At 45.4% G+C, this 18654-nt stretch carries 18 protein-coding genes; 7 read left to right on the forward strand and 11 right to left on the reverse strand.

The window, feature by feature from the left end; all coding sequences use genetic code 11:
* The first annotated feature begins 378 nt into the window (after nucleotides 1–378).
* The 3 genes from EAE30_RS01325 (at nucleotide 379) to EAE30_RS01335 (ending at nucleotide 3301) form a co-directional block, all read left to right on the forward strand.
* Nucleotides 379–1326, forward strand: a complete 948-nt coding sequence (locus tag EAE30_RS01325; RefSeq protein WP_123014312.1) for an IS30 family transposase — start codon at nucleotides 379–381, stop codon at nucleotides 1324–1326.
* Nucleotides 1319–1777: a M16 family metallopeptidase gene (locus tag EAE30_RS01330; RefSeq protein WP_123014313.1), complete on the forward strand. Its 459-nt coding sequence runs from the start codon at nucleotides 1319–1321 to the stop codon at nucleotides 1775–1777. Before EAE30_RS01325 ends, EAE30_RS01330 begins: the two co-directional genes overlap by 8 nt.
* Before the next feature lie 366 nt (nucleotides 1778–2143).
* Nucleotides 2144–3301, forward strand: a complete 1158-nt coding sequence (locus EAE30_RS01335; RefSeq protein ID WP_123014314.1) for a pectate lyase family protein — start codon at nucleotides 2144–2146, stop codon at nucleotides 3299–3301.
* On the opposite strand, the gene EAE30_RS01340 is transcribed toward EAE30_RS01335, so the two are convergent.
* Nucleotides 3229–4176 carry an IS30 family transposase gene (locus EAE30_RS01340; RefSeq protein WP_123014135.1) on the reverse strand — a complete coding sequence of 316 codons (948 nt, stop codon included), beginning with the start codon at nucleotides 4174–4176 and terminating at the stop codon, nucleotides 3229–3231. The two genes, EAE30_RS01335 and EAE30_RS01340, sit on opposite strands and share 73 nt — an antisense overlap.
* 116 nt (nucleotides 4177–4292) lie before the next feature.
* Between EAE30_RS01340 and EAE30_RS01345 the strand changes: the two genes are divergently transcribed.
* Complete coding sequence (locus EAE30_RS01345) at nucleotides 4293–4715, forward strand: GGDEF domain-containing protein (protein WP_261809189.1); 423 nt, start codon at nucleotides 4293–4295, stop codon at nucleotides 4713–4715.
* Between the two features lie 51 nt (nucleotides 4716–4766).
* On the opposite strand, the gene EAE30_RS01350 is transcribed toward EAE30_RS01345, so the two are convergent.
* Nucleotides 4767–5285, reverse strand: coding sequence for an HPP family protein (locus EAE30_RS01350; RefSeq protein ID WP_123014316.1), 519 nt, complete (start codon nucleotides 5283–5285; stop codon nucleotides 4767–4769).
* A 125-nt stretch (nucleotides 5286–5410) separates the two neighbouring features.
* Here EAE30_RS01350 and EAE30_RS01355 point away from each other — a divergent pair, with 125 nt between their 5' ends.
* Nucleotides 5411–5986: a TetR/AcrR family transcriptional regulator gene (locus EAE30_RS01355; RefSeq protein ID WP_123014317.1), complete on the forward strand. Its 576-nt coding sequence runs from the start codon at nucleotides 5411–5413 to the stop codon at nucleotides 5984–5986.
* A 123-nt stretch (nucleotides 5987–6109) separates the two neighbouring features.
* Here EAE30_RS01355 and EAE30_RS01360 read toward each other — a convergent pair whose 3' ends face one another.
* The 8 genes from EAE30_RS01360 to EAE30_RS01395 form a co-directional block, all read right to left on the reverse strand.
* Complete coding sequence (locus tag EAE30_RS01360) at nucleotides 6110–7456, reverse strand: cytochrome c (protein WP_123014318.1); 1347 nt, start codon at nucleotides 7454–7456, stop codon at nucleotides 6110–6112.
* A gap of 1 nt (nucleotide 7457) precedes the next feature.
* Complete coding sequence (locus EAE30_RS01365; RefSeq protein ID WP_123014319.1) at nucleotides 7458–9038, reverse strand: GMC family oxidoreductase; 1581 nt, start codon at nucleotides 9036–9038, stop codon at nucleotides 7458–7460.
* Nucleotides 9038–9553, reverse strand: coding sequence for a sugar dehydrogenase complex small subunit (locus EAE30_RS01370; RefSeq protein ID WP_123014320.1), 516 nt, complete (start codon nucleotides 9551–9553; stop codon nucleotides 9038–9040). The genes EAE30_RS01365 and EAE30_RS01370 overlap by 1 nt, the downstream gene beginning before the upstream one ends.
* Before the next feature lie 188 nt (nucleotides 9554–9741).
* Nucleotides 9742–10185 (reverse strand): hypothetical protein, encoded by a 444-nt coding sequence (locus EAE30_RS01375; protein ID WP_123014321.1) that lies wholly within the window; start codon nucleotides 10183–10185, stop codon nucleotides 9742–9744.
* A gap of 121 nt (nucleotides 10186–10306) precedes the next feature.
* Nucleotides 10307–12616 (reverse strand): FdhF/YdeP family oxidoreductase, encoded by a 2310-nt coding sequence (locus EAE30_RS01380; RefSeq protein WP_123014322.1) that lies wholly within the window; start codon nucleotides 12614–12616, stop codon nucleotides 10307–10309.
* Between the two features lie 521 nt (nucleotides 12617–13137).
* Nucleotides 13138–13644, reverse strand: coding sequence for a hypothetical protein (locus EAE30_RS01385; protein WP_164711763.1), 507 nt, complete (start codon nucleotides 13642–13644; stop codon nucleotides 13138–13140).
* A 12-nt stretch (nucleotides 13645–13656) separates the two neighbouring features.
* Nucleotides 13657–13926 (reverse strand): hypothetical protein, encoded by a 270-nt coding sequence (locus EAE30_RS01390; RefSeq protein WP_123014324.1) that lies wholly within the window; start codon nucleotides 13924–13926, stop codon nucleotides 13657–13659.
* Nucleotides 13927–13944: 18 nt separating this feature from the next.
* On the reverse strand, nucleotides 13945–14205 hold the full coding sequence (locus tag EAE30_RS01395) for a hypothetical protein (RefSeq protein WP_123014325.1): 261 nt from the start codon (nucleotides 14203–14205) through the stop codon (nucleotides 13945–13947).
* Between the two features lie 615 nt (nucleotides 14206–14820).
* On the opposite strand from EAE30_RS01395, the gene ylqF reads away from it, so the two are divergent.
* Nucleotides 14821–15765 (forward strand): ribosome biogenesis GTPase YlqF, encoded by a 945-nt coding sequence (gene ylqF / locus EAE30_RS01400; protein ID WP_123014326.1) that lies wholly within the window; start codon nucleotides 14821–14823, stop codon nucleotides 15763–15765.
* 102 nt (nucleotides 15766–15867) lie between these two features.
* Here ylqF and EAE30_RS01405 read toward each other — a convergent pair whose 3' ends face one another.
* Entirely contained in the window at nucleotides 15868–16854 is a 987-nt protein-coding gene (locus tag EAE30_RS01405; RefSeq protein WP_123014327.1) for a CobW family GTP-binding protein, read from the reverse strand.
* A 306-nt stretch (nucleotides 16855–17160) separates the two neighbouring features.
* Here EAE30_RS01405 and clcA point away from each other — a divergent pair, with 306 nt between their 5' ends.
* The gene (gene clcA / locus EAE30_RS01410) at nucleotides 17161–18606 is read left to right on the forward strand and encodes a H(+)/Cl(-) exchange transporter ClcA (protein ID WP_123014328.1); all 1446 of its coding nucleotides are present in this window, start codon (nucleotides 17161–17163) and stop codon (nucleotides 18604–18606) included.
* The last annotated feature ends 48 nt before the right edge of the window (nucleotides 18607–18654 follow it).

Here is an 18654-nt window from a genome sequence, read left to right on the forward strand (position 1 = left end):
TCAAACCGTTATCATACCGCAAAGACCAAACAACGACATCTTGGCACCGTACACGATGTGATGACCATCGCCTCGCCAGTCAAAGCGGCGCATATCATGCGCTCACTCTCAATCAATAAAAAAGGACACCTAAAGTGCCCTTTTCAAGATAAACTGCATATTACAATGCGAGTCTACCCGCACCCGCGGTCGATTTAAGATATTGCCCTAAACCTTGCGTACTATATAGTGTGTAATTATATGGAATAGACCAAGAGGCATCATTAGGAATATTCCCGATTTCAGATAATAAGTGCGACATTCATGGAAAGCGTAGAAGAAGAAGCCAACTGCTGAAAGTGGTACGCTCTTCTCGCCAAAGAAACAAGCAGTACTACCATGAATTATCAGCAGTTGACCGAGGGCAGAAGATACCAGATTTCTGCTCTTTTGGAACGGGGAATTTCGGTTTCTGAAATAGCTAAAACCGTTCAGTGCCACCGCTCGACAGTATATCGGGAGCTTAAGCGAGGTCGTAAAGGCAACATTTATTGCCCAAATAAAGCCCAGCTGTTGTCGATTAAAAAGCGCAGAACAGCGCGTAAATACCGCATACCAAAGGAGCGTGTGGATTTTATCCGTCTTCTTTTAGAAACAGATTGGAGTCCAGAGCAGATTTCCAATGTATTAACGAAAGTTGGGGCCGCTGTCAGTCACGAGTGGGTCTATCGCTTTGTCGCACAAGATAAACGCATGGGCGGTAAGTTATATCGCCACTTGAGGCAAGGACACAAGCGTTATCGCCGCGGTAAAAAAGAGAAAGCGCCAGCGATAAAGAATGCCGTTTCGATTGATGACAGACCAAGCATCGTTGACGGTAAGGAGCGGTTTGGTGACTGGGAAATCGACACCGTGCTAGGTAAGCATGGTACAGGTGCGATGGTGACTATTTTAGAGCGTAAGACACGATTTTACGTAGTAAAGAAAGTGCCATCTAAGTCAGCGAATGATGTTACCAAAGCCACCATAGAGCTACTCATGCCTTATAAGAACCATGTCCATACCATTACGGCAGATAACGGACGAGAGTTTGCAGGTCATGAAACCATCGCAAAAGAATTAGAGGCTGATGTCTACTTTGCTCATCCTTATAGCTCTTGGGAGCGTGGTGCTAATGAGAATGCGAACGGTCTTTTAAGGCAATATGTGAAGAAAGGAACTGACTTAACGACGGTGACTGACATAGATATAGAGTTCGCTTTATCTCGGATAAACTATCGTCCAAGAAAGTGCTTAGGCTTCAAGCAGGCAGCCATTATATTTGAGGAAATGGCTTTGGTTGCTTGATATTGGAGAATGTCGCACTTCGCAGTTGAATTCGGGGTTCACGATATCATCGTTTACCAAAACGTCTTCTACCGAAAAAGCCATTGCGCTTGCGATGAAAACCTATCAACGTCTGTGGGAACAGGGGGTGGATGCTACAACACTGGCATCCGCCAAAGCGTACGTAAAAGGCCAATTTCCAAGAGACTATGAAACCAATGCAGAGTTAGCTGACTTTTTAATTAAAGAATCTATCTATGGGTTAAATGATGATGACATCAATCAATTCCAATCCCGTGTTGATGGATTGACGATGAAAGATACTCAGCGAATTATTCAACAATATTTTCCCAAACATAATTTGCAATTTGTATTAGTGGGCAATGCAGAAAAAATTGCGCCCATCGCGAAAAAATACGGTCATGTTACTCAGGTGAATATTCAAGACATTGGTTTTGGAGAAAGCCAGTAAAAATAAACGCCATGAAAAGCCAGCGATAATACGCTGGCTTTTTTATACGGTGTGATTGTGCAGTGTATTTTTCAATCCAGTTGTGTTGATACTGATGAATGCCTGAAGGAGCGGATGATACGTATAATGGCAGTGAAGAAGAAGTCTATCGGACGAGTATTTAACGGTTGAGATACGGTAATTATAATAGCGCCCAAACTTTGGCAGAGATCGAGTAATTGTTGAAAGTATCCATTATTTTATGTGCGCCCAATGAAATATAGTGATAAAAAGACCGCTTGAAATCACCACACATCATTCAGTCTATTATTGTCAATTGCATCTAGGCCATTGCGCTGTGGTATCGAATATTTTAAGGAAATAGTTATGAATACTTTTTCAAAAAGCCTCTCTTCTCTCGCTGTTGCTGCGGTGTTATCAGCAATCGTTGTGCCTGTTCATGCCGACCAACTGCTAACCAATACCGCTTTGGAGCCTGCGAATATCGGATTTGCGACGCTCAATAATGGCACAACTGGCGGTGCGAGTGCGGACTCTCAACACATTTATATTGTCTCTAATATCCGTCAATTTACGCGTGCACTCGAACAGGACGCAGGAACACCTCGCATTATCCAAGTGAAAGGGCTCATTGATGTCAGTGGTGGTAAACCGTATACCAGCTTTTCTGACCAGAAGCAGCGTTCGCAACTAGCGATTCCATCGAATACCACCATTATCGGTGTTACTGGCGATGCGGGCTTTATTAATGGCTCATTAGTGATCAATCGCGTGAATAATGTCATCATTCGTAACGTGAATATTGAAACTCCGGTCGATGTAGCGCCTCATTTTGAGCAAGGTGACGGCTGGAACGCGGAATGGGACAGTATGACAATTGCTTATTCAAAGAATGTCTGGGTGGATCATGTCACCTTCGACGATGGCTCGTTTACTGATGCTGATTATGGCGAAAAAAACGGTTGGGAATATGTTCGTCATGATGGCATGCTCGATATTAAACGCGCCAGTGACTTTGTGACTGTCTCTTATTCCGTATTTAACAATCATAATAAAACGATGTTGATTGGTCACAGTAAAAATAATGCCTCTGAAGATCGAGGACATTTACGCGTCACATTAGCTGATAATATTTTTAGTAAAACGACGCAACGGACACCTCGCGTGCGTTTTGGGAAAGTACATGTGGTAAATAATCTATTTACTGGTGATTATAAAGCGCCGGTTTATCGTTTTATGTATGCATTTGGTTTGGGATACGAGGGATCCATTCAATCACACTATAACGTATTTGATATCGACCAATTGAAAAGCAGTCAACAATACAAAGTCGTGAAAGTGTATAAAAGTAATGCCTCGTTAACGGATGTGGGTTCTACTTTCAATGGTTCGCCGTTAGATTTAACAGGAAGTAACCCGAATTCAACTGCGAAGTGCGACACTCTCCAATATCAAGAAGCTAAAGCCATCTCCTCAAATATAATGGCTGCCTGCTTGAAGCCTAAACACTTTCTCGGACGGTAATTTATCCGCGATAAAGCGAACTCTATATCGATGTCCGTCACTGTCGTTAGATCGGTTCCTTTCTTCACATATTGCCTTAAAAGACCGTTCGCATTCTCATTAGCACCACGCTCCCAAGAACTGTACGGATGAGCAAAGTACACATCAGCCTTTAATTCTTTTGCGATGGTTTCATGACCTGCAAACTCTCGCCCGTTATCTGCCGTAATGGTATGGACATGTTTCTTATAGGGCTTCAGTAGCTCTATTGTCGCTTTGGTGACATCATCCGCTGACTTAGATGGCACTTTCTTTACCACGTAAAATCGAGTCTTACGCTCTAAAATAGTCACCATTGCACCTGTACCATGCTTACCTAGCACAGTGTCGATTTCCCAGTCACCAAACCGCTCCTTACTGTCAACGATGCTTGGTCTATCATCAATCGAAACGGCATTTTTTATCGCTGGAGCTTTCTCTTGTTTACCTCGGCGATACCGCTTATGACCTTGTCTCAAGTGACGATATAACTTACCGCCCAAGCGTTTATCTTGAGCAACAAAGCGATAGATCCACTCATGACTGACAGATGCACCAATTTTCGTTAATACATTAGAAATCTGCTCTGGACTCCAATCTGTTTCTAAAAGAAGGCGGATAAAATCGACACGTTCCTTTGGTATTCGGTATTTACGTGCTGTTTTGCGCTTTTTGGTAGACGACATCTGGGCTTCGTTAGGGCAATAATGCTCTCCCTTCCGACCGCGTTTAAGCTCACGGTATACCGTCGAGCGGTGGCACTGAACTGTTTTAGCTATTTCAGGAACCGAAATTCCCCGTTCCAAAAGAGCAGAAATCTGGTATCTTCTGCCTTCGGTCAACTGTTGATAATTCATGGTAGTACTGCTTGTTTCTTTGGCGAGAAGAGCGTACCACTTTCAGCAGTTGGCTTCCTCTTCTACATATTTCCATGAATGTCGCACTTATTATCTGAAATCGGGCCTATACACCACTGACCTGCGTGATGATGGCTCTCGATCACTTCAAAATCATTAATAATACTTACGGTCATGCGGTCGGTGACGCTGCGCTCATTCATACTGCGAGCATTCTCAACGCTCACCTTCGCGAAGGCGATTTGGTATCTCGATGGGGAGGCGAAGAAATCGCAATATTACTTCCCCATACTATGCTCGACGATGCTGCGGTATTAATCGAAAGGAATCGCCGTCTACTCGAAGAAACGCCGCTACGGACTGAAAAAGGCATGGTCACTGTTACCGCAAGCTTCGGGGTCGCGATACTCAACCCGCAAGATACCCTTGAGCATATCTTAAGCCGCGCAGACCAAGAGCTGTATATGGCAAAACAACGCGGGCGAAATCAAGTCAGTATCACCTCACAGGTATGGAACCCGTATCACCTGCCCACCTAATCGAACACGTGTTTGTGAGTGAATCGTCTTCTCACAAACACGCTGTGCCCATTATGACTTGCGCTTAATCCCATGCCAATACAGCGGCCATGGTGTTGTCACGCCAATATTGTTGACGATTGACGCTATAATCACCAATCCCACGCTACCAATCAACACGGGTGTGATGAGAAAACTCAGCCCTATCACACTTTTGCCAGCAAGAATGATCACGACCGGATTAGCACCCGCTGGCGGGTGAACGACACGTAAAGCCTGCATCAACATGATGGCTATCCCGACAGCCAATGCCAACGAAGAGCTTCCTGCGACATACAAAACTAGGATGCCAATGAATGCAGTCACTATATGACCGCCAATCACGTTACGAGGTTGTGCTAGCGGAGAGGCCGGCACCGCGAATAACAACACGCACGTAGCACCAAAAGGCGCCATTAACCAAGGCACTCCTGTGTATTCGCCAAGTACCGAGAGCATGAAAATCCCTGCGGTTCCTCCCACTAATCCATTACTTAATTGCCGCCATGATGCACGAGCTGGTAATGCGCCGCCGCCTTTCAACTTATTCATATGACTCTCCTCTATTATTTAAATGTTAATAGTGAACAAATCTGTACACTTGCATTTATAGTACAGATCTGTTCACATAGATCAAACATTTTTTATCACAGACAGGAATAGCAAGTGAGCAACCAATGAGTAAACAAGAGCAGATTCTAGACGTGGCAGAACAGTTATTTAATTTGCATGGCTACACCGCGGTAGGTGTTGACTGGATTCGAGATAGCGCTGGCGTTTCCAAAACGTCAATGTATCGACACTTTAGGGGCAAAAATAAACTGATCGCCGCGGTGCTTCATCGTCGGCATGAGGTTTTTGAACGTCAATTAACAGATTGTATCCGTGCAGCGTCAGATAAAGAGGCCAAGCTCCATGCCCTAGTCGATTGGCATTTAGCATGGTTCGAAAGTCCACGCTTTCATGGCTGTATGTTCATGCATGCAGTAGCAGAATTTAAAGCATCGGATAGAGAGATTCTTGATATCGCCAAACATCATAAACAATGGTTAAAAGGCTTAATTCAAGAATGCATAGCGACGACTGACACGAAGACCACCTCGCGACAAGCTGAGGCGATGATGATGTTGTTAGAAGGAATGATTGTGCGCGCCGAATTTGATGACTTACCTAAGGATAAGAATGTGTTACGTGAGCTAATGCTCAGTCTAGCCGGTTTACCTGCCGACAAAGCGCTAAAGCCTCTCAATTAAGACCCATTACTAAGGACAAATCATGAACTGGGATGATGCCGTATTCATTGACACAAAAAAAGAGTGAAGCTTGCGCTTCACTCTTAGTCTTATCTCATATTTATCACTGTCAGAGGTCAACCACTAAGGCGTCGCTTCTGTTTGTGAACGTAACATCTTCACATTATCAGCCGTCACCTTCGCCTCTTTTTGACCATAGGTTTTTGTCACAAAGTTAACGATGTCCGCCACATCTTGATCGGATAATTGGCGACCAAACGCAGGCATCATCACATCGGCAGACTGAGTTTTACGATGTACACCGTTCAAAATGACCTGAATAAGGTTATTCGGTTTATTACTTCCCACCACACTGTTGTGGTAAAGCGAAGGATAGTAACCATCTGGCGAACCACCACCATCTGCGCCATGACAGGCGGCACAATTGCCCATATACAGAGATTGTGCATGCTGAGTAGCGGGAACATCCTCTAATGGTATGCCACGTAAATCCAGATCTTGCGATTCAGGCTTACCTTGAGTAAAGCGAGAGGGTCCGTCTTCACTCACCGCTGGAACCGAACGTAGATAAGTAGCAATCGCATTTAAATCGTCATCGGTCAAGTATTGAAAACTGTGCTCAACGGCCTCTCCCATGGTGCCAGCCGCTTGTGCTTTACCTGCAACCGAACCTGTTTTTAGATACTGGACGATTTCAGCCTGAGTCCAATTTCCTAAGCCATGTTGTTTGTCATTAGTAATATTGAACGCGTGCCATCCACCTAAATCTTCACCTGATAAAAAGCCTTTTGTTTTCTCATCATTGGCAACGGTTTGCATCGCAATGCCACGTGGTGTATGACATGTTCCACAGTGTGCAGCACCTTGCACGAGGTAAGCCCCACGGTTCCATGCGTCACTTTTATCGGGTTGACGCTGGTATGCACCTTGTGTGTGGAACATCCAATTCCACAGAGATAGAGGCCAGCGCATAGATAACACTGCCGGAATATCATTGGCGCGGTTGGGTTCATGGATCGGTTTCACCGACTTCATAAAGTACTGATACAGAGCAGCAATATCTTCATCAGACAGCTTAGAATATTCCGTATATGGCATCGCTGGATACAAATGTCCACCATCCTTACGGATCCCCTCACGCAGTACGCGTTTAAAGTCAGCTAAGCTATAATCGCCAATACCGTCTTCTTTATCAGGCGTGATATTGGTCGAATAGATCGTTCCGATCGGTAATGGCATAGCTAAACCACCCGCAAACGGCTTGCTCGCATCCGTGGTGTGACATGCCGTACAATCCGACATTTTTGCCACGTATTCTCCCCGGCTCATATCATCAGGAAAATCGGTTGTTTTCACTTGTTGAATATTAGCGGGTGAATGAGTGGTTGGTTGCCATACGCCACTGACAATAGCCCCAACAAAGACAAATATGACCAGAATGATCGCAATAAAATAACTCCGGTAGCGCATGTTACACCTCCTTGATCAGGGTATCAGCAATACGTAACGATAACGCGGCAATGGTTAACGTACAGTTTACTGTGCCCACCGTTGGCATCGTGCCTGAACTTGCAATGAATAAGTTATCATGGTCGTGGGTACGACAATCTTTATCCACCACACTGTCTTTTGGATCAGAGCCCATCAACACCGTACCGCAAATGTGCTGGTTATTTGAGAATTCATCACGATATTGAATCTCAGTCCCGCCCATCAACTTAGCAATTTTGGTATAAGCGTCACGGGTGTGAACCGCACTACGCTTAACATAGTCGTCAATGGCATAGTGGAATTCTGGTTTGGCGATACCCATCGCATCTTTCTGGTTCGCACTAGGAACAATGCGGTTCTCTGGATGAGGCAGTAATTCATGAAAACTATCAAATTGAACAAAACGTGCCGCTTTATCACGGATCTCATTATCCAACACGTCGCCCAAACGTAACTGATCTTGCGCTAAAATTTCTGACGTCACTTGATCCGTGCGGTTCATATTCGACAAGTGCAGTTTCTTACCTGCATATTGAGAACGGAAATCCCCATCTCGCCAGCCTACAATCGACGTCATTTCTTGAGCACCGCGTCCTGGCCACAGTTTTTCACTCGCATAAAAACGAATGCCTGTCCCTGGGTGATCCATTAAATTACGACCCACCATATCGGAGCTGTTACCCACGTCTGACATCAGCATCAATTTTGGTGTTTCAATGCCGTTCGCTGCCAGTACAAAGTAGTCACCTTCCACTTTCACGGATTCACCATCCGGTGTGTAGTAGTGCACGGCAACAATTTTGTTGTTTGCCCCTTTCTCGACTTTGTAGACCACCGCTTGATCAATCACGGTGGCGCCATTCGCTTCGGCTTTCTCGACATGCGTAATGCCGTTATACATCGCGCCAATTGGACAAATCGGCATACAGTTGTTATTACCACAACACGTCGGGCGATTATCATAAGGACGACTATTACGAGCAACCGGCTCCGTAACCACATAAAAATCATGATTATTTAAACGATCTTTAATCACTTTCTCATTGTAAGAGATCGGCAGCGGAGACATCGGATACGGGTGAGAACGCGGTGAACCTAGCTCTTCATCATTCGGTCCCCACACCCCGAGCTCTTCTTCAGCGCGCTGATACCAGCGCTCCAAATCTTTATACTCTAATGGCCAATCACGTCCGATCCCATAAATAGACTGTAGTTTAAAATCGTTGGGGATAAAACGCCAAGCAGAAGCCGCCCAGTGCCAAGTGGTGCCGCCAACCGCACGAATATACTGTGCATCGTATGGTTGCTCACCTTTTTGAATTAAATATCCATTATTAGGATTAAATTCAGGATGAGGCGCATAAGGCGTGGAAGGATACGGAGCCATGAAATCGGATTTATTCGGCTTATTACGAAAACGCTCAACAATTTCACCACGAGAATAACGCGGACCGGCTTCCAAAATGAGTACGGATTTGCCCGCTTTCGCTAATTCGTTTGCCACTAAGCCACCAGCAACACCAGAACCAACGACGACAACATCGGCTTTTTTTATAGTCATTATGCGTGTTTCTCCACGGGTTTCTCGGCCCAAAAGCCAGGTTTATTCGGACAGTAGCTACGCGGTGTAAGCACATCATCAACCGCGGAAAATTCTAGCGCATGGCGGTAAGCGATGACCTGAGCATCAGGACCGTCACCCACAATGCCCGTGTACCAAGCGGATAAGATGGTTTTGGCTGTTTTTTGTGCCTCTGGACTCAGTTTTTCGGTATAGGTTTTCGGATCTAATTGACTTAGTTCTTTTTCTAATGACATGACTTGATTAGAAAAATTTGATTGTTCCGCTTGCAATGCATGAAAAAAACGGTCAACGAGAACGTCAGGCAAAGACGCGCGTCCTGTTAAGGTTTTCGACACGGACACAAACGCTGAAGGCACATCATCAGCAAGCGCATCAGCCATGACATTAAATGCTGGGAAAAAAGATAATAGGCTAGTGGAAGCGAGCCCTTTGATAATATTACGTCGAGTCTTATCGTGAGACGACGCATGTTTAGAATAATACTTGCTCATAGCACACCCTGTATTTCGCAATCACTGCTTAATCTCAGTTGTATATAAATTGTAACGACAATACAAAAACGAGGCTAATTGTTAACCTCGTTCCGTTATTCATCTCATTTCATTGTAACAGAAAGTAACGAATTTTCCACAACTTGCTAATATAGCGTTGCTTTAGCGGAAGAGAGCGCTAAATCGCATCACTGAATCTCAATAATGGATAATCCATTGGCAAGAATTTCATCGAACTCAGCTCCGTCTAACATCTGTCCTAGCGGGGCCTGAGGGGTAATAACGGTAATGCGACCATGGTCCAGTAATGTGCCCCCACACACAGGTAATAACCAATAGTTTTTATGGTTACTGAGCGTCACTAATGCGCCGTATTCAATGCAGTCGTCATTGTTAAAATCTTGCAAATTTAATGCGTTGACTCGATGAATCGTTCTATCACAGTCAATAACACGCTGTGATTGCCCATGTGCCAGATACGCAGCCTCTAACCCAATGGTATCGTACTGGGTCTCAGCCACACTCTGCTCATGGGTTGCGGCATCATGAGCACTTGTTGCGGCGTTTAACGCTGTCGTGCGCTGAGAGTCGAGACGTTGTAACAACTCTTGGCGTAGGGTTTGTTTATTCATCTTTAAAATTCAACACTAAAAACGCGAATTATACTCAAAACCCTCGTTCAAGGCGATTCACTTATAAAAAATGCCTAATCTCAAAAAGATTAGGCATTCAGTGACATCAAACGAGAAACGTCTACGCGCTGGTCGCTAGCCAAGGTTCGGCTTGCGTGCGGCTGACACACACATTGATGGATTTTGACGTCGGCGTATCACACAAGTCCCCTTTGCTTCCTAAAGGGACGAGCGCGTTGGCCTCAGGGAAATACGCCGCAACATTCCCTTTCGCGATATCAAACGGTACTGCTTTGAATGCTTCAATACGGCGTTCAATATCATCATTCCAGAGTGTTTCGAGATCAATCAAATCCCCTTTGCTCAATCCTTGCTCTTGCATATCTTCTTCATTCATGAAAACGACATTACGTTCGCCAAAGACCCCACGATAACGATCATCCATACCGTAAATAGTGGTGTTGTATTGATCATGAGAACGCATGGTTTGTAATACAAACACTCGTTTATCCGTCATGGTTTGCGTATCCACCCCAGTGACGAACTCTGGTAACGCATTGGTGGTGATTTGTGCTTTACCCTGCACGGTATTCCAGGTTAATTCACGTGCCGAGTTACCCAAGTAAAAACCACCTGGTTCATCCATACGGGTGTTGACATCAGTAAAACCAGGTAGCATGGCCTCCATGAGGTCACGAATGCGATCGTAATTGTCAGCCAGCGCTTGCCATTCAATCGGATCCATCGCTCCGAACGTCGCACTTCCCATTCCGGCAATGATCGCGACTTCAGAGCGCATGTCTGTACTCAACGGTTTCACTTGACCTTTTGAGGAATGCACCATAGAAAACGAATCTTCCACCGTTACTTTTTGCTCGCCAGACGCTTGCAAATCGATATCCGTCCGGCCAAAGCACGGTAAAATAAGCGAGTCTTTGCCTGGATTGACATGACTGCGATTGAGTTTTGTTGCCACATTCACCGTTAAGTTGCATTGGTGCATGGCTTGAGCAACACGTTCAGTATCGGGCGCTGCAGCAACTAGGTTACCACCCATACCGATGAACACTTTACTGTCGCCGCGTAGCATCGCTTCAATCGCATTGACCACATTGTGCCCATGCTGCCGAGGGGGTTTGAAACCGAATACTGCTTCAAAGTTATCAAGGAAAGCTTGACCCGGTTTTTCATTGATGCCCACCGTGCGGTCACCTTGCACATTGGAGTGACCACGCACAGGACACAAGCCCGCGCCTTCTTTGCCAATCTGGCCAAATAATAATTGAAGATTGACCAATTCCTGTATCGTTGCGACGGAATGTTTATGTTGGGTGATCCCCATCGCCCAAGTCACAATGACACGTTCAGCAGCTTGATAAATGTCCGCCAGCTGAGTGATATCATCTAATGACAATCCAGACTGCTCAACAATGGTCTCCCAAGACGTCGCTCTTACTTCCTCTAAATACGCTTCCATCCCCTGCGTATGCTCAGCAATGAACGCCAAGTCAAACACGGAATCGCCGTGTTTTTGCGCGTCTTCATGACGAGCTAGCAAAGATTTCACCATGCCACGCACAATCGCCATATCCCCGCCCAATTTGGGAATGAAATAATGGCTCGTCGTCGGCGTCGAACCATTACTCAACATTTCCAATGGATGTTGAGGGTTGGTGAAACGCTGCAAGCCTCGTTCTCTCAAATTATTCAGCGCGACCACTTTGGCACCGCGGCGATAAGCGCTGGATAAGGTCTCAAGCATGCGTGGGTGATTGGTGCCGGGGTTCTGTCCAAATAAAAATATGGCATCCGCCACGTCAAAATCATCAATTTTTGTCGTGCCTTTACCGATGCCAATGGTTCCCGCTAACGCCACACTGGTTGCTTCATGGCACATGTTTGAACAATCAGGAAAGTTATTGGTCCCTAAACGACGAGCAAAAAGTTGATAAATAAAGGCGGCTTCATTGCTAGTACGACCAGACGTATAAAACTCCGCTTGGTTCGGATTATCAAGCGCGTTAAGGTGATGAGCAATCAGAGCAAAGGCATCGTCCCAAGTGATAGGCTCATAATGATCGGTTTCTTCATTGTAACGCATCGGCTCACTCAGCCGACCCTGATATTCTAGAAAATAATCGGTTTGTTTATTTAACCAAGTGACCGAATATTGACTAAAGAAATCACGGTCAACACGTTTCGACGTGGCTTCCCAGTTTACTGCCTTAGCGCCATTTTCACAAAAACGAAAACGCCCAGGAACCCCTTTTTCACCCCACGCACACCCAGGACAATCAAAACCTTTATTTTGGTTCGTTTTCATTAAGTTAGCGAGGTTTTTTGCGACGTTTTCACTTTGCAAAAGATGCTTTGTTGTGCTTTTTAATGCGCCCCAGCCACCTGCTGAACCATTATATTCTTTTATACTCATGTTATTTCTCGCTCGTGCTACACAACGTGGGCAACCTGCATTACTCACCTTGTGTCAAACCGGTTCTATTTAGATTGAAAGCCTCTGATGGGCTCTGTTCCAAATAAACGTATACTCGTTCACACGCCAACTACGGTTACTTGCCAATCGGTCGATTATTCTGCAAACACTCTGTTTTGTGATTGACGTACTGCTCAACACCATGATGTCACAGCACAAGAATCAATCGGCACGATAACGCCAAATTATAGATACAACTATCCCATCAATATGTCACTAAAGATGGGAGTATTTGACTAATCAGAAAATAACGGGGACAACTCGCTGGACTCGCTATTTGGTGATGTGTGGTAAGCAATGGATTGACGTAATGCTCTCAACATTGCCACATGAACAAACCTAACAGAACGTTCATATGCGACAAAAACTACTCCTCACATTCGCAAACGTCAACTGCTATTGTTGAGCACTCTCATTTATTATTAGGTAATTGTGACAATCTAGAATACGCCTGCAACAGACTATTCACATGCGATACAATTGGAACATCGCCGATGAGAGGCGGACGTATTATCGGCCAGAGCAATCTTTAACGAGTGAGCAATATGGTAGGTACAACGTCCTTTCATACCATCAGAATGAATTTTAATCGCATCCATGATATGGGGGGGAAGTACGCGGCGAAATGTTGCGTGAATTTGAGCACGAACCTCTTGGATAAACTTGGCAGTCATGGGCTGTAAGTTATGATAATACCGATGAAGCACATCGGATTCATCCTCCAGCCCAAAGGTCTGATAGATACGGACATCACCTCGCAAATGCCACACATAGTTAACGTAACGCATTGCGTGATTGATGTCAGAAACAAAGCGAGAATCAACCGTAATCCGACGACTGTCATGCAATGCGATAAAGCAATACAACGCCAACAGTTTTGCGGATAAAAATACCCTGATATCTCCGACGGTCAGCGAGCGAGTTGCCGGCTCAATGACGATCTGTAACGGCTCAGTCAGTTGACTCATCGTCATCACCGCTTAATTAAGATAAATACTCTCGAAAGCCACCATTTGGCTATAGTTATCTTGAATGAGCGGCCTGATTCGCTGGTCTAACATTTGATAAGTTTGCATAGAGCACGACGTGAGCGTTAACGAATTCAGCGTTTGTAAGTTTAACAGAGCGCCATTCGGGATTTGCATAGCCATGTTACCCGCTAACAAGTAGCAAGACTCATCCACCGCCCCAATGTCGCCTGGCGGAACCACTAACAGCTCAATCACAGGTAAGAACTGGTAACGTTCCATAAAATTCTGATAATAAAACTATTCAACATCATCAGTCTCTGTACTGGTAATAAATATCAGCTTTTGAACGTCGGTCGACAAAACTTGTAAACGTTCCAAAATAACATGAGCAATGGTCGGTTTCGCCAAACAAAAGTTGGGATCAATCACGATCAACTCTTGGGTCGCTTGTAACAATGCATCCATCGGATGCGCAACGTCATGCGCTTTGGACTCGAAAGCGAGCGCAGAAGATATCTCACCACGTGAGTCTCCACCTAAACGGTCATCATAGTTCATAGCTTAGCTCGCTCCTTACAATCATTCTCTACGCTAATAAGCCATACATCGGCCTTATTATTTTACTGTGAATGGTGACGGCGAAATCATTGCGCTTGATGCTAATATTTCGCCCAACACTGATAAAAACCTCAAAACCAACTCATTAACTTTGGGGTCAATGTCATGATAATGTGAGATTATTATCATGATTAAGACATAAATAGTATAGATGAACATAGTATTGTTAGCTCTATCACAAATAAATTTACATTTTTTATCCGTTCATCAAGAAATAACGCTTCACTCTGCTCCCCCTCTCGTTAACGGTCTAGGGCTCTATTGATCGGCATACTCACTCTACCCATGTTTTGTATTATGATTTTGTATTCGTCAATCCGACCCTCGGAATAACGCCAAGAGCATGAGGAAGACAATTGGCGGAATACGCGCGTAACATTGTTCGTCTTAACCATAAAATGTTAACATGATCACATCGAAAACCGCTGTGACAGCCGTGACAGACAATAGGTGAGAGGCATCCTGTCTAATCGAGCCAGACTTGGCCCACATAGTAGGTCTTCCATCTGATGTCTTGGTCGCTTAGCCTTAAGAATTAAAAGGTATATCTTTCAAATGATTAGCAATAAAATTCAATGGTTTCCTGGCCATATGCATAAAGCCCGCAAAGAAATCGAAGAAGTCATTCCACAAATCGATGTCATCATTGAAGTCTTGGATGCTCGTATACCCTTCAGCAGTGAAAACCCTCTGATCTCTTCACTGCGTGGCGAAAAGCCCGTTGTCAAAGTATTGAACAAACGTGATTTGGCCGATCCAAGCACGACAGAGCTATGGATTGAGCACCTAGAGAAAGAGCAAGGCGTCAAAGCCATGGCAATCACAACATCTCAATCCTCGGAAGTGCATAAGATCATGGAGCTATGCCGTAAATTGGCGCCACACCGTGAAGAAGTCGGCAAGAATATTCGCACCATGATCATGGGGATTCCTAATGTCGGCAAGTCGACCATTATTAATAGTCTCGCAGGACGTATCATCGCACAAACTGGTAACCAACCGGCTGTGACCCGTCGCCAGCAGCGTATCAATTTGCAAAATGGCATCGTTTTATCCGATACCCCAGGTATTTTATGGCCAAAAGTTGAAAACCCGCACAGTGGCTTTCGTCTGGCCGCCACAGGGGCAATTAAAGATACGGCGATGGAATATGATGAAGTGGCATTTTATACCGTGGAGTACCTTGCCGAGTATTACCCAGAGCGTTTAATGGAGCGTTATCAACTCGACGAAACACCACAATCCGACATTGAATGGATGGAAGCCATTGGACGTAAACGTGGCGCACTGCGTGCGGGTGGACGTGTCGACTTGCACAAAGCCTCAGAAATTTTGCTGCATGAATTACGTCAAGGTACCTTAGGTGAGATTACTTTAGAACGACCAGAGATGATTACTGAAGAATTGGTGCAAGTGGAAATCGATGCCGCGCAAAAAGCGGCAGATAAAGCCAGAATCAAAGAAGAGCGCCGTAAACGTTACTTGCGTAACAAGCGCTAAGCCAAATCGTCCGTGTCGCGTCATCTCTCGCGGCACGGACGGCCTAACCACTCAGATAGATCATCCCTTATCGCTGGCAAGGTCCATTCGTCAAGCCCTTGTTTAGCTGTCTATCCCTGCTAAGCGGACTAATAAACCTTCTAGTTCATCCCAAGGCATCAATTGCCGATCGATGACTTCAATACGGCTTTCAAAGCCAGACAAGCTCAATTCGTTGACGGATACCACTCCCTCAGACGCATTAAACGCGTAGCAACCTTGCTCCGTATTCACGACGGCTTTGACTCGCTCAGCCGTGAGATCATTGAAGACCGAAAACATATCATCGAATGGAAATTCGTATTCAGCCCCAAATAACCACCCACAACTGTAAAATCCATTGGCCTGATTTTCACGGCGAATAAATGCTTTGCCTGGTGGAATCTCAAACTGTGGCTCCTCAGCCGCATGATGATGGTGGTGGGCTTCAATCTGCGTGGATGCACTGCCCTCTATTCGTGTCCGATCCAGTAATTCCAAAGCTAAATTACCATGAACTAATTGACCACTGAATAACTTGGCGGGCTCTTGCCGAGCAACCCAATCAACAAACTGACCATGCTCCGCATCGCTTGCCATATCAGCCTTACTCATCATAACAATATCTGCGCACAGTAATTGCTGATTGAACGTCTCATTCTGGGTATAACGTTCATCGCCGAAATGGCGAGCATCAACAAGAGCTATCGTCGCTTTTAGATCGATATAGGGCACGTACTGATCGGCAACCAATTTCGCGATCACTTCTTGAGGATGGCCCAACCCCGTCGGTTCAATTAACAGTCGATCGGGCTTCTCTCTTAATAAGGCCGTAATGGCGACAGACATTGGCACCCCAGCGGTGCAGCACAGGCAACCACCGGGCACTTCTTTTATCCATGCTCCCTGCTCGGTCATCATTGCCCCATCAATGCCAATTTCTCCAAACTCATTGACGAGCACGGCCCATTTTTCATGCGCTGGCTTTTGTTTGAGCAGATGTAGAATGGTGGTGGTTTTGCCTGATCCCAAAAAACCCGTGATGATATTGGTCGGTACTCTGTTTGTCATTGCTTTCTCCTTTATGTGACGAGTATAACGAAATCAAAAACGAAGCACCATATTGTGCTACTGAGTGCACATTTTTACGTTGTGTTTACTTTCGTTGATCACAAGCAAGGTATTTTGGCGGCTACATCCGATAATAATGATTAATTTGATACGAGGGTCCTATTTTTCTTGTCGTACAGCGTGTCTGTTTCATCAAAATTGCAATCGAACATTCCATATATCGTTGTTTGGTAATGACATGACAGGCGTATAATCGAATTTGAATCCCTGTATTCACCACGTCAACACCAAAAGGCTTAACTGATAATGACCGCCCGAGAGATAACCCACAGCTTATTACACAAAGTTCCAAAAGATACCATCAATCAATTTCTCTCTATCGATAAAAAACCCATATCCGTTTTACTGTTATCCGTTCTGGTCGGCTTATTATCGGGCCTTGTAGGCAGTTATTTTGAACACGCCGTGCATTTGGTGTCTGATAGTCGTACCGAATGGTTGTCGAATCAAATTGTCAGCATGCTGCCCCTCGGTCTCGCGGCTTTTCTCATCAGTGCGATTCTCGCCATTATCGGCTACTACCTGACACATCGCTTTTGTCCTGAAGCTGGCGGCTCAGGTATCCCTGAAATTGAAGGGGCGATGGACGGTATGCGTCCCGTTCGTTGGTGGCGTGTGCTCCCCGTGAAGTTCTTTGGCGGTATGGGCGCGCTCGGCTCGGGGATGGTTCTTGGCCGCGAAGGCCCAACCGTACATATGGGGGGCGCCATTGGGCGTATGATTTCCGATATTTTCCGTGTGCGAAATCAGGATACGCGCCATTCCCTTCTCGCGGCAGGCGCCGCAGGGGGGTTAACCGCCGCCTTTAATGCGCCTCTCGCTGGTATTATGTTTGTGGTTGAAGAGATGCGACCACAATTTCGCTATACACTGATTTCAATCAAAGCGGTCATCATTTCCGCTGTGATGTCGAATATTGTATTTCGTTACATCAACGGCCAAGAAGCGGTTATTACCATGCCGCAGTATCATGCACCTGAGCTGACCTCGCTTGGCTTATTTCTATTACTGGGAATATTATTTGGTATTTTCGGGGTGATTTTTAATAGCTTAATTACCAAGTCACAAGACTTTTTCGCCAAATTACATCATAACAACCGCAAGCGGTTTTTATTGGTTGGAGGCGCGATTGGCGGTTGTTTTGGTTTAATGCTGCTTTATATGCCACAAATTACTGGCGGAGGTATTTGGCTCATACCGAATATTACCGAGGGTGGATACGCGGCGGGATTTCTGCTGTTATTATTCATCGGTCGAATTGTCACAACGCTCGTTTGCTTTGGTTCCGGTGCCCCCGGCGGTATTTTTGCCCCAATGCTGGCACTCGGTACCTTATTTGGTTACGCCTTTGGTCTTATTGTGCACAACATTTTCCCGGGAATGGATATGGAACCGGGCATGTTTGCCATCGCCGGAATGGGAGCCTTGTTCGCCGCGACGGTGCGCGCCCCAGTGACAGGTATTTTGCTGGTGATTGAAATGACCAACAACTACTACCTTGTTTTGCCTTTAATTATTACCAGTTTAGGCGCCGTAATTTTTGCACAGATGCTCGGAGGTCAACCGATATACAGTCAGCTTCTGCATCGCACCTTGAAAAAAGAAAAGCTACAACAACAAGATTTTGCGTTATCGATGCAAACACCACCAGCGAATACCGCGGCAAACACCAACTCCACACCACAACCATAACGGTTTTAAGCAAAGGGCGTTAACGACGCCCTTTGCGTTCAAAGCCTA

The sequence above is a fragment of the Vibrio zhugei genome (assembly GCF_003716875.1).
Taxonomy (GTDB): Bacteria; Pseudomonadota; Gammaproteobacteria; order Enterobacterales; family Vibrionaceae; genus Vibrio; species Vibrio zhugei.

Bases quoted from the DNA above. Each gene is read 5' to 3' on its own strand.
- EAE30_RS01355 (WP_123014317.1), top strand. From the start codon at position 5,411: ATGAGTAAACAAGAGCAGATTCTAGACGTGGCAGAACAGTTATTTAAT.
- EAE30_RS01395 (WP_123014325.1), bottom strand. From the start codon at position 14,205: ATGAACTATGATGACCGTTTAGGTGGAGACTCACGTGGTGAGATATCT.
- EAE30_RS01360 (WP_123014318.1), bottom strand. From the start codon at position 7,456: ATGCGCTACCGGAGTTATTTTATTGCGATCATTCTGGTCATATTTGTC.
- EAE30_RS01385 (WP_164711763.1), bottom strand. From the start codon at position 13,644: ATGAGTCAACTGACTGAGCCGTTACAGATCGTCATTGAGCCGGCAACT.
- EAE30_RS01325 (WP_123014312.1), top strand. From the start codon at position 379: ATGAATTATCAGCAGTTGACCGAGGGCAGAAGATACCAGATTTCTGCT.
- EAE30_RS01380 (WP_123014322.1), bottom strand. From the start codon at position 12,616: ATGAGTATAAAAGAATATAATGGTTCAGCAGGTGGCTGGGGCGCATTA.
- EAE30_RS01335 (WP_123014314.1), top strand. From the start codon at position 2,144: ATGAATACTTTTTCAAAAAGCCTCTCTTCTCTCGCTGTTGCTGCGGTG.
- EAE30_RS01340 (WP_123014135.1), bottom strand. From the start codon at position 4,176: ATGAATTATCAACAGTTGACCGAAGGCAGAAGATACCAGATTTCTGCT.
- clcA (WP_123014328.1), top strand. From the start codon at position 17,161: ATGACCGCCCGAGAGATAACCCACAGCTTATTACACAAAGTTCCAAAA.
- EAE30_RS01370 (WP_123014320.1), bottom strand. From the start codon at position 9,553: ATGAGCAAGTATTATTCTAAACATGCGTCGTCTCACGATAAGACTCGA.
- EAE30_RS01405 (WP_123014327.1), bottom strand. From the start codon at position 16,854: ATGACAAACAGAGTACCGACCAATATCATCACGGGTTTTTTGGGATCA.
- EAE30_RS01375 (WP_123014321.1), bottom strand. From the start codon at position 10,185: ATGAATAAACAAACCCTACGCCAAGAGTTGTTACAACGTCTCGACTCT.
- EAE30_RS01365 (WP_123014319.1), bottom strand. From the start codon at position 9,038: ATGACTATAAAAAAAGCCGATGTTGTCGTCGTTGGTTCTGGTGTTGCT.
- EAE30_RS01390 (WP_123014324.1), bottom strand. From the start codon at position 13,926: ATGGAACGTTACCAGTTCTTACCTGTGATTGAGCTGTTAGTGGTTCCG.
- EAE30_RS01350 (WP_123014316.1), bottom strand. From the start codon at position 5,285: ATGAATAAGTTGAAAGGCGGCGGCGCATTACCAGCTCGTGCATCATGG.
- ylqF (WP_123014326.1), top strand. From the start codon at position 14,821: ATGATTAGCAATAAAATTCAATGGTTTCCTGGCCATATGCATAAAGCC.